Origin of the sequence: Microvirga subterranea, from assembly GCF_003350535.1 — a bacterium.
Taxonomy (GTDB): Bacteria; Pseudomonadota; Alphaproteobacteria; order Rhizobiales; family Beijerinckiaceae; genus Microvirga; species Microvirga subterranea.
Genome location: NZ_QQBB01000004.1, coordinates 376,140 through 389,178 on the forward strand (window position 1 = coordinate 376,140; position 13,039 = coordinate 389,178).

16 protein-coding genes are annotated in these 13,039 nt (G+C 68.7%); 4 read left to right on the forward strand and 12 right to left on the reverse strand.

Annotated features, from left to right (window positions below; genetic code table 11):
* Positions 1-127 precede the first annotated feature (127 nt).
* Positions 128-1,072, forward strand: coding sequence for a l-ornithine N(alpha)-acyltransferase (olsB, locus tag DES45_RS12570; protein ID WP_114770344.1), 945 nt, complete (start codon positions 128-130; stop codon positions 1,070-1,072).
* Here the strand turns inward: olsB and DES45_RS12575 are convergent.
* Genes DES45_RS12575 through DES45_RS12585 form a run of 3 tightly spaced genes read right to left on the reverse strand, consistent with a single transcriptional unit; the run spans position 1,060 to position 3,769 of the window.
* Positions 1,060-1,935 carry an SDR family oxidoreductase gene (locus tag DES45_RS12575; RefSeq protein WP_114770493.1) on the reverse strand — a complete coding sequence of 292 codons (876 nt, stop codon included), beginning with the start codon at positions 1,933-1,935 and terminating at the stop codon, positions 1,060-1,062. The genes olsB and DES45_RS12575 overlap by 13 nt on opposite strands.
* Positions 1,932-3,182 carry a tRNA epoxyqueuosine(34) reductase QueG gene (queG, locus tag DES45_RS12580; RefSeq protein WP_342633527.1) on the reverse strand — a complete coding sequence of 417 codons (1,251 nt, stop codon included), beginning with the start codon at positions 3,180-3,182 and terminating at the stop codon, positions 1,932-1,934. Before queG ends, DES45_RS12575 begins: the two co-directional genes overlap by 4 nt.
* Entirely contained in the window at positions 3,077-3,769 is a 693-nt protein-coding gene (locus DES45_RS12585) for a glutathione S-transferase family protein (protein WP_114770346.1), read from the reverse strand. Before DES45_RS12585 ends, queG begins: the two co-directional genes overlap by 106 nt.
* Before the next feature lie 188 nt (positions 3,770-3,957).
* Here DES45_RS12585 and DES45_RS12590 point away from each other — a divergent pair, with 188 nt between their 5' ends.
* A complete protein-coding gene (locus DES45_RS12590; RefSeq protein WP_114770347.1) occupies positions 3,958-4,755 on the forward strand; it encodes an undecaprenyl-diphosphate phosphatase in 798 nt (265 codons plus the stop codon).
* 147 nt (positions 4,756-4,902) lie between these two features.
* Here the strand turns inward: DES45_RS12590 and nth are convergent, their stop codons facing one another.
* Complete coding sequence (gene nth / locus DES45_RS12595) at positions 4,903-5,673, reverse strand: endonuclease III (RefSeq protein WP_114770348.1); 771 nt, start codon at positions 5,671-5,673, stop codon at positions 4,903-4,905.
* A 41-nt stretch (positions 5,674-5,714) separates the two neighbouring features.
* Here nth and DES45_RS12600 point away from each other — a divergent pair, with 41 nt between their 5' ends.
* Positions 5,715-6,203, forward strand: coding sequence for a DUF2244 domain-containing protein (locus DES45_RS12600; protein WP_245571699.1), 489 nt, complete (start codon positions 5,715-5,717; stop codon positions 6,201-6,203).
* A gap of 764 nt (positions 6,204-6,967) precedes the next feature.
* Here the strand turns inward: DES45_RS12600 and DES45_RS12605 are convergent.
* Positions 6,968-7,618, reverse strand: a complete 651-nt coding sequence (locus DES45_RS12605; protein WP_114770350.1) for a glutathione S-transferase family protein — start codon at positions 7,616-7,618, stop codon at positions 6,968-6,970.
* Positions 7,619-7,820: 202 nt separating this feature from the next.
* Between DES45_RS12605 and DES45_RS12610 the strand changes: the two genes are divergently transcribed.
* Positions 7,821-8,717 carry a bifunctional helix-turn-helix domain-containing protein/methylated-DNA--[protein]-cysteine S-methyltransferase gene (locus DES45_RS12610; RefSeq protein WP_114770351.1) on the forward strand — a complete coding sequence of 299 codons (897 nt, stop codon included), beginning with the start codon at positions 7,821-7,823 and terminating at the stop codon, positions 8,715-8,717.
* Between the two features lie 54 nt (positions 8,718-8,771).
* Here DES45_RS12610 and DES45_RS12615 read toward each other — a convergent pair whose 3' ends face one another.
* From DES45_RS12615 to DES45_RS12645, 7 genes are all read right to left on the reverse strand, one after another.
* Positions 8,772-9,392, reverse strand: coding sequence for a 2,3-bisphosphoglycerate-dependent phosphoglycerate mutase (locus tag DES45_RS12615; RefSeq protein WP_114770352.1), 621 nt, complete (start codon positions 9,390-9,392; stop codon positions 8,772-8,774).
* Positions 9,393-9,420: 28 nt separating this feature from the next.
* On the reverse strand, positions 9,421-10,227 hold the full coding sequence (gene dapB / locus DES45_RS12620; RefSeq protein WP_114770494.1) for a 4-hydroxy-tetrahydrodipicolinate reductase: 807 nt from the start codon (positions 10,225-10,227) through the stop codon (positions 9,421-9,423).
* A gap of 21 nt (positions 10,228-10,248) precedes the next feature.
* Positions 10,249-10,815: a GNAT family N-acetyltransferase gene (locus DES45_RS12625; RefSeq protein ID WP_114770353.1), complete on the reverse strand. Its 567-nt coding sequence runs from the start codon at positions 10,813-10,815 to the stop codon at positions 10,249-10,251.
* Positions 10,812-11,117, reverse strand: coding sequence for a DUF1330 domain-containing protein (locus DES45_RS12630; protein ID WP_114770354.1), 306 nt, complete (start codon positions 11,115-11,117; stop codon positions 10,812-10,814). Before DES45_RS12630 ends, DES45_RS12625 begins: the two co-directional genes overlap by 4 nt.
* Before the next feature lie 3 nt (positions 11,118-11,120).
* A complete protein-coding gene (locus DES45_RS12635) occupies positions 11,121-11,408 on the reverse strand; it encodes a DUF1330 domain-containing protein (RefSeq protein ID WP_114770355.1) in 288 nt (95 codons plus the stop codon).
* Positions 11,409-11,647: 239 nt separating this feature from the next.
* The gene (gene pyrF / locus DES45_RS12640) at positions 11,648-12,376 is read right to left on the reverse strand and encodes an orotidine-5'-phosphate decarboxylase (RefSeq protein WP_245571700.1); all 729 of its coding nucleotides are present in this window, start codon (positions 12,374-12,376) and stop codon (positions 11,648-11,650) included.
* Positions 12,377-12,384: 8 nt separating this feature from the next.
* Positions 12,385-13,008 carry a class I SAM-dependent methyltransferase gene (locus tag DES45_RS12645; RefSeq protein WP_114770357.1) on the reverse strand — a complete coding sequence of 208 codons (624 nt, stop codon included), beginning with the start codon at positions 13,006-13,008 and terminating at the stop codon, positions 12,385-12,387.
* Between the last annotated feature and the right edge of the window lie 31 nt (positions 13,009-13,039).

The window sequence follows — 13,039 nt, forward strand, 5'->3', positions numbered from 1 at the left end:
AAGCAATTCCTTGATAAGCCCTCCTGGCGTTCCGATACTCCCTGTCACAAAACCGTTCGAAATGAGCTTTATGTCACGGCGCAAGACAGTCGGCCTAGGATCCGACACCCGTTCGAGCGAGGCTTCGATGCATTCCTCCCCGGCGCCCCAGACCGTTTCGGCCCCCCTCGCACCAGCAGGCGCCGGTCCCACGCCCTTCAGGGGCATGGTCCGCTTCATTCCGGGGCGGGTGAAGACGGTCCGCGACCATGGCGGCCTCGATCCGGTGCTCGGCCGGATCGGTTCGCTCGAAGTGCGGCTCGCCACCACGGACCGGGAGATCCGCCAGGCCCAGAAGCTGCGCTTCAAGGTGTTCTACGAGGAGATGTCGGCCGCGCCCAGCACCGCCTCGATGCTGTCGCGCCGGGACATCGACGATTACGACGCGATCTGCGATCACCTGCTCGTGCTCGACCACGACGTGAAGCCGAAGCCCTTCCGGCCGGCGAAGCCCAAAGTGGTCGGCACATACCGGCTCCTGCGCCAGGAGGTGGCGGACCGACACCGGGGCTTCTACACCGCGGGCGAATACGACATCGCGCCCCTGCTCGACGCCCACCGGTCCTTACGCTTCCTCGAGCTCGGCCGATCCTGCGTGCTCAAGCCCTACCGCAACAAGCGCACGGTCGAGCTGCTCTGGCACGGGATCTGGACCTACGTGCTCCACCACCGGATCGACGTGATGATCGGCTGCGCCAGCCTGGAGGGCACGGACCCGAAGGCGCTGGCGCTTCCCTTGAGCTTCCTGCACCACTATGCCTCCGCGCCGGAGGAATGGCAGGCGAGCGCCCTGCCCGAGCGCTACACGCCCATGGACCTCCTGGCCCGGGACGCGGTGGACCCGAAGGCGGCCCTGCATGCGCTGCCGCCGATGATCAAGGGATATCTGCGGCTCGGCGCCAGCTTCGGGCGCGGCGCGGTGGTCGACCGCCAGTTCCGCACTACGGACGTGCTGGTGGTCCTGCCGGTCTCCGCCATCAATCCGCGCTACATCGACCATTTCGGGCCGGGCGCGAACCGTCACGCCACCTGAGCGCCCTCGCCCGCCGCGTGAAGCGCCAGGAGGCCCTCGCGATAGGTCGGGTAGCGCAGCTTCACGCCGAGTTCCTGCTTAATTAGGCGGTTCGCGATCCGCTTGTTCTCCGCATAGAAGCTGCGGGCCATCGGGCTCATCTCGGCCGCCTCGAACGGAATCTCCGGCGGGGGCTCGATGCCCATCAGTCCTGCCGCATAGGTCACCACGTCCTGCGGCGGCGCGGGCTCGTCGTCGGAGACGTTGTAGACCGCGCCGTCACGCGGGCGCCCCAGAGAGGCCACGAGCGTCGCGGCGATGTCGTCCACATGGATGCGGTTGAAGACCTGGCCCGGCTTGACGATGCGCTGGGCGGTGCCGCGCGCGAGGTTCGCGAGCGCGTTGCGGCCAGGGCCGTAGATGCCCGTCAGACGAAAGACGTGGACCGGCTTGCCGATCTCCTGCCCAAAGGCGAACCAAGCCTCTTCGGCGGCGAGCCGCCGCCGCGACTGGGCGCTCTGCGGCGTGGCCGCCATCGTCTCGTCGACCCAGTCGCCGCCGCGGTCGCCATAGACGCCGGTGGTGGAGAGATAGCCGATCCAGGCGAGGTCCGGGGCCACCGCGATCGCATCGTGAAACCGGGCCAGGGTCGGGTCCCCGTCCGCATCGGGCGGGGCCGAGACCAGGATGGCGTCGGCGGACCGGATGTCGGCCTCGAGGGCTGAGGCTTCCGCGAGATCGTCCAGCGCATGGGCCCGGATGCCCCGCTCAGCCAGCCGGGCGGCCTTGTCGGCGTGCCGGACGGTGCCGGCCACATGGGTCCAGTCCCGTGCGCGGATGAAGGCCTGCGCCGTGTAGCCTATGCCGAAGACGAACAGCCTCATGCGGCGGCCTCGTCCGGGATACCCGAGAGGGCGCGCCGCCATTCCCGGCGCACGTCCTCGTCCGTCTCGATGTCCCGGCGCGCCTCGCGATGGGCCGAGACCTCCTCCGCCGGCAGCAGGCGGGCGATCGCCCAGACCGCCATGGCGCGCACCAGCGGCGAGGCGTCGTCGAGGAGACGCACGGCTTCCGGGGCGAGGCTCGCATCGCCCGAATTGCCGATGGCGATGAGCACGTTGCGGATGAAACGGTCACGGCCCGTGCGCTTGATCGGCGTGCCGGCAAAGCGTGTGCGGAATGTCGGGTCGTCGAGGCGGGCGAGTTCCGCCAGCGGCAGGGCCGCGAGGTCGTCCCGCTGCACGAGCCTGGCCTCGCGGCCGGCCTGGGCGAACTTGTTCCAGGGACAGACTGCGAGGCAGTCGTCGCAGCCGAAGACCCGGTTGCCGATGCCCTCGCGCAGGTCCGCCGGAATGTGGCCCTTGTGCTCGATGGTCAGGTACGAGATGCAGCGGCGCGCATCGAGCTGGTAGGGCGCCGGAAACGCGTTGGTCGGACAGACGTCGAGGCAGCGGCGGCAGGAGCCGCAATGGTCCCGCTCCGGCTCGTCCTCCAGCAGCTCCGCCGTGGTGAAGATCGCCCCGAGGAAGAGCCAGTTGCCGAACTCGCGCGAGACCACCACCGTGTGCTTGCCCTGCCAGCCGAGGCCGGCGGCGGCGGCGAGCGGCTTCTCCATCACGGGCGCGGTGTCGACGAAGACCTTCACGTCGGAGGACGCCTTGGCGGCCAGGAATCCGGCGGCCTCCTTCAGCTTGCCCTTGATGACGTCGTGGTAGTCGCGGTTGCGGGCATAGACCGAGATCGAGGCACGGTCCTTCAGGGCCAGGCCCGCGAGCGGGTCCTCGGCCGGGCCGTAATTGAGGCCGAGCAGGATGACGCTTCTGACCTCCGGCCAGAGCGCCTGCGGGTCGGAGCGGCGCTCCGCCGTCTCGGCCATCCACTCCATCGAGCCGTGATAGCCTTCAGCCAACCAGGCCTTGAGCCGTTCCGAGGCGAGCGGGATCGCATCCGGCCGGGCGATGCGGACGATGTCGAAGCCCAGGCCTCTGGCCCGGTGGACGAGGGCGCGCTTGAGCGCGGCTCCGTCTAGAAATCCAGGTCGTCGTAATGGGTCGACGGCGCCATTCCCGGCACCCGGTCCGCCAGGAGCGCGCGAAAGGACGGCCGGGACTTCACCCGGGCGTACCAGTATTTCGCTGTCTCGTTCTCGTCCCATGGCACGTCGCCGAGATAATCCACCACCGACAGATGGGCGGCCGCCGCCAGATCCGCAAAGGTCATCTGGTCGCCCGCCAGCCAGTTCCGCTGCGCAATCAGATAGCCGATGTAGCTGAGATGGTATCGCACGTTCGACCGCGCCGCGCGAATGGCCCCCATGTCGGGAGGGCCGCCTCCCAGCTCGGTCGGCATGAAGCGCTTATAGATCTTTTCTGTGGCGAGGTAAGCCGAAACCTCGTCGTGGAACTTGACCAGGAACCAGTCGAGGAGCCGCCGGACCTCCACCCGCTGCACGGGGTCGCGCGGCATGAGGCGCCGGTCGCCCATGGCCTCGCCCCTGGTATCGTCGAGATATTCGGCGATGATCCCGGGGCCCGGCACCGCCAGCCCGTCCTCGTCGATGAAGAGCGGGAGATTGCCGCTGGGATTGATTTCCAGGAACGGCAGACGACGATCCCACGGCTTCTCCTCGAGGATGTGCGCGCCGATTCCCATTTCGGCCAGGATCAGGCGCGCGAACCGCGAGTGCGGGCAGAAGGGATACGAGTGCAGGATGGCCATGGAGCGTGTCTGACGCGAAACAGACGGCGAGAATAAGGCCGCGTTCCGTTAAGGGGCGGTAAGGAATTTTGGTGAATCTCATGTTCCGGACGCAGGACGCCGGCGCCTGACCCGCAGTGGGCGCGCACGTCGCCTTGACAGCCCGGGGCACGGCCCTGCATCTGGCGCCGGTTTTAGGATTTTCAACGATGTCGCAAATTGTCGAGGCGCTGTTTCTGGGCCTGATCGAGGGCCTGACCGAGTTCCTGCCGGTGTCCTCGACGGGACATCTGCTCCTGATCGGCCACTTTCTCGGCTTCGAGTCCACCGGCAAGACCTTCGAGGTCCTGATCCAGCTCGGTGCGATCCTGGCGATCCTGGCGGTCTACTTCAACCGCCTCTGGGCCATCGCCAAGGCCCTGCCCTACGATCCGGACGCGCGCCGCTTCGTCCTCGGCGTGCTGATCGCATTCCTGCCGGCGGCCCTGATCGGCGCCGTGCTGCACGGCTTCATCAAGGAGGTGCTGTTCGATCCCTGGATCGTCTGCATGACCCTGATCGCCGGCGGCTTCGTGCTCCTCTTGGTCGACGGGCTGCCGCTCGAGGCCAAGCACGAGGATGCGACGCGCTTTCCTCTTTCGATGTACCTCAAGATCGGCTTCATCCAGTGCCTCGCCATGGTGCCGGGCGTCTCGCGCTCGGGCGCGACGATCGTGGGCGCAATGCTGATGGGGGCGAGCAAGCGGGCGGCCGCCGAGTTCTCGTTCTTCCTCGCCATGCCGACCATGGCGGGCGCCTTCGCGTACGACCTCCTGAAGAACTACAAGGTCCTGTCGGCCGACGACGCCGCCATTATCGTGGCCGGCTTCATCACGGCCTTCGTGTCGGCGCTCATCGTGGTGAAGAAGCTCCTCGATTACGTCTCCCGCCACGGCTACACCCCCTTCGCCCTCTGGCGCATCCTCCTCGGATCCGCCGGGCTCGCGGGGCTCATCGTCTTCGGGTAAGGCCGGGTCGAAACCCTACCGGCCCTTTCGTGTCATCCCCAGCGGTCCGAAAGGACCGGGAAGGGGATCCATTCTGTCGTGCGTGTGACTGCATTCCCTTCCCCTCCGGTGGCTTGCGCCACCTCCGGCCGGGAATGACAGTCTGCGCTACCCCAGCGTCTTATCGGGGAAGCGGCACAGGTCGCTGATCGGGCAGCGCCAGCATTCAGGCTTGCGCGCCTTGCACACGTAGCGGCCGTGCAGGATCAGCCAGTGATGGGCGTGGAGGCGGTACTGGTCCGGGATCAGCGCCTCGAGCGCCACTTGCGTGTCCAGCGGCGTCTTGGTGACCACGAGCGGGATGCGGTTGGCGACGCGGAAGATGTGCGTATCGACGGCGATGCGCGGGTCGCCGTAGGCGATGTTGACCACCACGCTCGCGGTCTTGCGGCCGACCCCCGGAAGCGTCTCCAGGATCTCGACGGAATTGGGCACCCCGCCGCCGAACTCCTCCACCAAGCGCCGCGACAGGGCGATCACGTTCCGGGCCTTGGTGTTGAAGAAGTTCAGGGTTTTGATGTGGGATTTCAGCCCGTCCTCTCCGAGCGCCAGCATCTTCTGCGGCGTGTCGGCGACGCGGAAGAGCTCGCGGGTGGCCTTGTTGACGCCGACATCGGTCGATTGCGCCGAGAGCGCCACAGCGATGAGGAGTGTGTATGGGTTCGTGTGCTCCAGCTCCCCCTTGGGCTCGGGCATCGCCTCGTGGAAGCGGCGGAAGATCTCGAGCATCGTCGCCTTGTCGACGGGCTTGGGCGCACGGGTGCGTGCGGCCTTCGCGGCCGGCTTCGCGGAGACTTTGGCGGGGGCCTTGGCGACCGGGACGTCCGGTGCTGGCTTCGGTGTGGAAATGCGGCGCGAAGACCGCTTCAGATCGGACATGGCTGCGTTATATCTGGGCTATGGCAGGCGGCAAGGCGACAATGGCGGATTCGGACCGGTTCGAGCGACCCGTTTTCTCGGTCGTGATCCGGCCGCACAGGTCGTTGAGCCCGCAGGGCTTCAAGGTCGTGATGGTGCTGGTCTGCCTCACGTCGATCGTCGCCAGCATCCCGTTCGTGGTGATGGGCTTCTGGCCGGTCGCCGGCTTCTTCGGCCTCGACTTCCTCGGCCTCTACATCGCGTTCCGGATGAGCTATCGCCGCGGCGACGCCTTCGAACTTCTCGAGCTGACCCCGATCCGCCTGCTGCTGCGCAAGGTGACCCATCGCGGCGAGGTGCGGGAATGGCGCTTCAACCCGCTCTGGACACGCCTCCACCGGCAGGTGGACGACGAGTTCGGCGTGCAGGAGCTGACGCTCGCGTCCCGCGGCCAACAGGTGGTGGTGGCCCATGATCTGTCCCCCTCCGAGCGGGAAAGCCTCGCCGACGAGCTCAGCCGGGCGCTCGCCGACGTGAAGCGGGGCTACTGAAGCGGCGGTCACCGCATGCAAGGTCGCCAAGACACGCCTCCTCGTTCTCGCGCCCTAAACCGGGGCAAGCCTCAATGATAGGTCCTGGCTCGTCTCGATAGCGAGGGAAGCGCGGGACGCGATCGGCTTCGCGGGCCCGTGAGCGGCGCGCGCGAAGGGTTCGGGGCGGGAAGCCGCCCAAGGCACAGGACGCCAACCGCATCCCGCGCGCGATGGTCGCTGCAAGCCGCCCGGCCTCGCGCTCCGGCGCATGTGGCGGGACTCCACAGACGTCCCCATGCACCTTAAGGCGCTCGTTCGCGCAGCCCTGGAGGCTTGTCGGGCCCCCGGCGCGGGCGAGGCTGAGGAGAGGATGAAGACGGCCCTGCCCGATCAGGCCCGCCTGCCTCGTCTCCCGCTCGGACGTCCCGGCGGCCGCAGGGTTGCGAAACCTGCACCGCGCGAGCACCGCCTCCGCCGCCGCGACCGACGCCTCGGGCGCGTCCCTCGGGCAGCGGATCGCCACGATATAGCCAAGCTTGCGAGGCGTGTCAAGAACAAATGATGAACGAATACTCAGCTGCGGTCATTCCGGGGCGCACCGGAGGTGCGAGCCCGGAACCCAGACCCGCCGACGGTACAGGACCAAGCGTGGCACTGATCGCCTCTTTCTGAAGCGCTGGCGGGTCTGGGTTCCGGGCCCTGCTCCGCAGTCCCGGAATGACAGAGTGGGCCCGCGTTTTGACCGGAGTTGCATCCGTGAATGACGGAGGAGCGGCCCCGCCTCAATCCCGGTCCGGCGCACCGGGCGGGAAGTACCCACGGTAGGGCCGGGCCTCGTCGACCGCGCGGGCGAAGGACGGGCGCGCCAGCAGCCGCCCGCGATAGGCGCGCACATGCGGGAAGGCATCGCCGACCGGCTGCACCCAGTCGGCGTAGAACAGAGAGGGCGCGGCGGCGCAATCCGCGAGGCTGAACCCGTCCCCGGCCGCCCATTCGCGGCCGGCCATCGCGCCGTCGAGCCAGGCATAGGCGGCGTCGAGCATGCGGCGGGCTTCCGCCACGCCGTGCGGGTCCCGCGCTTCCTCCGGTCGCATCGCGTCGAACACGATCCGCTGCATCGGGGTCATGACGTAGTTGTCGAAGAACCGGTCCATCGTCCGCACCCGCAGGGCGGCCCGGGCATCCGCCGGCATGAACCGGACAGGTCCCGGATGGTGCAGGTCGAGATGCTCGATGACGATGCTGGATTCCACCACGGTCTCGCCGCCGTCCACCAGGACCGGAAAGCGCTTCAGCGGCCACAGGGCCGCCAGCTCCGCGCCCGCCTGCTCGTCGCCGAGCATGCGGTACTCGAACGGCGTCCCGTTCTCGTACAGGGCGATCAGGACCTTCTGGCAATAGGACGAGAAGGGATGGGCATAGAGCTTCAGCATCGCGGCCTCGGGTTTGGGAAAAATCCGGTTTCACTCTGCCACCGATGTCGATAGCGCCACGATCCTACCCATCGGCGGATGGCCGTCTACCGGCCGGGAACGACAGCGCGCCGGTTGTCCGCACGAAAGCGAAACCCCGTCACAGGAAACGGGTGTCGGGGAGCGCCCGGGTCGCTAGGATGAGGCTCGAGAGGATACGCCCATGCTCGATACCCTGCGCAACACCGTCATCGAACCCGCCGCCATCGACCTGCCCGAAGGTCCCCAGGCCGATTACGAGCGCGTGCGCCGCATCATCGCGTTCATCTCGGAGCGCTGGCGCGACCAGCCCTCGCTCGAGGCCATCGCCGACCATGTGGGTCTCTCCACCACCCATGTGCACCATCTCTTCCGGCGCTGGTCGGGCCTGAGCCCCAAGGCCTTTCTCCAGGCCATCACCCTCGACAACGCCAAGGCCTTGCTGACGGACTCCGCCAGCGTGCTCGACGCAACTTATGAGGTCGGCCTGTCGGGGCCGGCGCGGCTGCACGACCTCTTCGTCACCCACGAGGCCATGACGCCGGGCGACTACAAGGCCGGCGGCGCGGGCCTTACCATGCGCTACGGCTTCCACCCCTCGCCCTTCGGCGAGGCGGTCCTGATCGCGACTGAGCGGGGCCTCGCGGGCCTCGGCTTCGTGGACGACGGCGACCGGGCGGCGGCGCTCGCCGACATGACCCGGCGCTGGCCCAAGGCCGAATACGTCGAGGACGACGCCGCCACCGCGCCCCTGGCCGGCCGCATCTTCGACCCCGGCCGCTGGCAGGCGGAGCAGCCCCTGCGGGTGGTCCTGATCGGCACCGATTTCGAGGTCCGGGTCTGGCAGACCCTGCTGCGGATCCCCCGCGACCGGGCCACCACCTATTCCGACATCGCCCGTCACATCGGCAAGCCCGCCGCAGCCCGCGCAGTCGGCGCGGCCGTGGGCAAGAACCCGATCTCCTTCGTGGTCCCGTGCCACCGGGTGCTGGGACGCTCCGGCGCGCTCACCGGCTATCATTGGGGCCTCACCCGCAAGCAGGCGATCCTGGGGTGGGAGACGGGGGCATTCGCTTCGTGAGCACCGGGCCGTCATTCCGGGTGCGAAAACCCGGAATGACGGCGGCTTCGCGCCTTATCCCTCAAGCACCTTCTTGTCGGCAACCGTCGTGTCCGGGTTGAGCCGGTAGACGAGCGGGATGCCGGTGGCGAGCTCCAGGGACGGGATGGTCTTGGGCGTCAGGCCGTCGAGCACCATCACGAGGGCGCGCAGCGAGTTGCCGTGGGCGGCCACCAGCACGCGCTCGCCGCGCATCACGCGGGGCAGAATCTCGCGGATGTAGTAGGGCAGCACGCGGGCGACCGTGTCCTTCAGGCTCTCGCCGCCGGGCGGCTGCACGTCGTAGGAGCGGCGCCACAGATGCACCTGATCCTCGCCCCAGCGGGCGCGGGCGTCGTCCTTGTTGAGGCCGGCGAGGTCGCCGTAGTCGCGCTCGTTCAGGGCCTGGTCGGCGATGGTCGGCAGTTGCGGCTGCGCGATCTCGTCGAGGATGAGCTTGCAGGTGCGCTGCGCCCGCGACAGGTCGGACGTGTACGCGACATCGAATTGCAGCCCCATCTCCTTCAGGCGCCGGCCGGCCGTGCGCGCCTCCTCGATGCCGAGTTCGGTGAGGCCCGGGTCCTTCCAGCCGGTGAACAGGTTCTTGAGGTTCCATTCGCTCTGGCCGTGGCGAACGAGCACGAGAAGGCGATCCATGAGGGTCTCCGATGGGTGGGAAGAAGCGTTACAGATCCGCGAGGCCGAGCACGTCGGCCATGGTGTAGTAGCCGGGTTTCTTGTCGAAGCCCCAGAGCGCGGCCCGGACGGCGCCGCGGGCGAAGATGCTCCGGTCCTCGGCCCGGTGCGACAGCTCCAGCCGCTCGCCGGGGCCGGCGAACATCACCGTGTGCTCGCCTACCACCGTGCCGCCGCGCAGGGTCGCGAAGCCGATGTCGCCGGGATTGCGCGCGCCGGTATGGCCGTCGCGGCTGCGCACCGAGCGGTCCTTCAGGGAAATCTTGCGGCCTTCCGCGGCCGCCTCGCCGAGGAGGAGCGCGGTGCCGGAGGGCGCATCCACCTTCATGCGGTGGTGCATCTCCAGGACCTCGATGTCGTAGTCCTCGCCCAAAGTCGCCGCGACCTTGCGCACGAGGCCCGCGAGCAGGTTCACGCCGAGCGACATGTTGCCGGACTGGACGATGCGGGCATGGCGGGCAGCGGCTTCGAGCTTGGCGAACTCCGCCTCCTGGAGGCCCGTGGTGCCGATCACGTGGACGATCCGGGCCTGGGCCGCGAGCGCCGCGAAGGCGACGGTGGCGGCGGGCGCCGTGAAGTCGAGCACCCCGTCGGCCTGGGCGAAGACGGGGAGCGGGTCGTCCGTCACCTCCACGTCGAGCAGGCCGGTTCCGGCAAGCAGCCCCGCATCCTGTCCGATCACCTCCGAGCCCTTCCGCTCGATCGCGCCTACGAGGGCGCAACCTTCGGCCTCGGCCACCGCCTTGATGAGCATGCGCCCCATGCGGCCGGCCGCGCCTACGACGACGAGACGCATCTCGGTCATGCCAGGATCTCCTTAAACCTCTTCCCGATATAGCGGGGTGCTCGGTGCCTGCAAAGCAGCGAGCGGCTTCGTCATCACGATCCGGCGCGCCGGATCGAAACCCGCGGCGATTTCCTCGGCGACGATCCGCCGGAGGCCGGGCGAAGCCTCCGCGAGCGCCACCTCGGCGAAGCCGAGCCTCGCGTAGAACGGACCGTTGAACGGGATCAGGCGGTCGGTCGTCAGCGCGACGGCCGCGAAGCCCGCCTCTTGCGCATGCTCCTCCGCGGTCCGCATCAGCCGGCGGCCGAGCCCGGCGCGCTGGTGCGCGCGGGCGACGCTCATCTCCTTCACGAAAAGCATGCCGTCGACGACCTGCGCGGCCAGGAAGCCCGCCGGCGCGTCATGCCGGTCGGCCGCGACCCAGAGAAGCCCGGCCGCATGGCAGGATTCGAGCGCCTCCGGCGGCATGGCGTCGGGGATTCCGTGCGGCTCGCCGAGCGCCGCGAAATAGGTCACGGCGGCGGAGCGCTCTACCCCGGCCAGGGCTGCAAGGTCGTCCGGCCGGGCGGCCCGGATGGCGTAGCCGCCCCGGCTCATCCCGGCTGCGGCCCGTCGTAGCCCTCGATCACGATGATCTCGGCGACCGCGTGGCCGTCCCGCTCGGCCTTGGCGGCCGCGTATTCGGGCGAGTTCCAGCAGGCGAGCGCCTGCTCGTAGCTCGGGAACTCGATCACCACGTTGCGGGCGCGGGCCGCGCCTTCGACGGCCTCGAAGTTTCCGCCGCGCACCAGGAAGCGGGCGCCGTACTTTGAAAAAGCCGCCGCATTGGCCTTCACGTAGTTCTGGTAGGCCTCCGGGTTCTGCACGTCGACCCGGCCGATCCAGTATCCCTTCGCCATCACTCAAGCTCCTTCCACGAGAACGAACTCCGCCACGCAGGCGCCGTCGCGCTTGGCCTTGGCGGCCTGATATTCGGGGGAATGATAATAGCGGCGCGCCTGCTCCACCGAGTCGAACTCGATCACCACGTTGCGCGCCCGCGCCTCACCCTCCAGCGCCTCATAGGCGCCGCCGCGCACGAGGGGCCGCCCGCCATATTGCCTGATCGCCGCCGTGGCGCCCTTAGCATATTCCGCATAGGCCTCGGGATCCGTGACGGTGACGCGGGCGATGACATAGCCTTTGGGCATGGCGACTCCTTGGACAAGCGTGACGGGGAAACGAACGGCATGAGGGCTGCGGCGTCAAGGTCCGGTGTCATCCTGAAACTGCTCCCACGTCATTCCGGGGCGGCTCGTTAGCGCCGAGCCCGGAACCCATAATCGCCGAAGATGCAGGAAGAGGCGGGACGCTGATCGTCCATTCCGGAAATGCTTGTGTTTGTGGGTTCCGGGCTCCGCTTTGCGGCCCCGGAATGACGGTATGGACCTCAAACCGCCCCGGCGATCTCCGCCACGATGGCCTCGGCCGACGCGCGCGGATCCGCTGCCTTGATGATGGGCCGCGCCACCACGAGGTGATCGGCGCCGAGCCGGATGCCCTCGGCAGGCGTCACGATGCGCTTCTGGTCGCCGGCCTCCGCGCCCGCCGGGCGGATGCCCGGGGTCACGATGAGCCGGTCCGGGCCGACGACGGCGCGCACGCGCGCGGCTTCAGGGGCGGCGCAGACGATGCCGTCGATGCCGATGTCGCGGGCCTGGACGGCGCGTCGCTCGACGAGCTCGGCGGGCGTGAGGCCGGGCGCGTAGCCGGCCTCCGCGAGGTCCTGCTGGTCGTAGGAGGTCAGCACGGTGACGGCGAGGATCTTCAGGGACGAGCCGGCCCTGCCGGCCACGGCCGCCCGCATGGTCTGCGGATAGGCATGGACGGTGAGGAACGTCGCGCCGAGGCGGGCCACCGAGCGCACGCCCTCCTCGACCGTGTTGCCGATGTCGTGGAGCTTGAGGTCGAGGAAGACCTTCTTGCCCCCGGCGACGAGTTCCCGGGCGAGCTCGAACCCGCCCGCATAGGCGAGCTGGTAGCCGATCTTGTAGAAGGTGCCGGCCTCGCCGATCCGGTCGACCGTGCGGCGCGCCTCCTCCACGGAGGGCAGGTCCAGACCGATGATGAGCCTGTCGCGGACGTCCCCGGCTGGAGTGGAATCCTGGCGGAGGGACATCGCTGTGCTCATGGGGTGGCGACCTTGTTGTAGACCCAGACGCGGGCCGGGGGGAGATTGCGCCAGATGCGGTTCGAGGCGCGGGTGCGGTAGCCCTGCGAGCGGGCCGGGATCGGCGGCACGACCGCATAGGTGAACTGGATGAAGGGGGCGTCCGGATGCATCAGCGCCTGCGCCGCCTCGAGCAGGTCCAGGCGCTGGTCCATGGGCTTGGTGAAGAGCGGCAGGCTGGAGACGGTCGCGGCCGCCGGTTCTTCGAGGACCCCCGACAGGGTCTCGCCCAGGTCGTAGGCGTCGCCCTGGACGATGGTGGCCTTCGGGAAGCGCCGCTTCAGGAGCTGGCAGAAATCCGGGTTGTACTCGACGAGGACCAGCCGGTCCTGCGCCACGCCCCGGCGCACGAGGGCATCGGTGACCGGGCCTGTGCCGGGCCCGAGCTCGATGATGGGACCGGGGATGCGGGGGTCCACGAAGGCCGCCATGGTGCGGGCGAGCATCTTGCCCGACGGCATGACGGCCCCCACCACGAGGGGCCGTTCCAGCCACGACCGGAGAAAGCGGGCTTCGTCCTCGAAGCGGTCCTTGCCGATCGGCAGCTTCCGGGGCCGTGGCCTTTGGAACGATTGATGCACGTCGGAGGTCCCTCGCGCGGGCGGATCACAT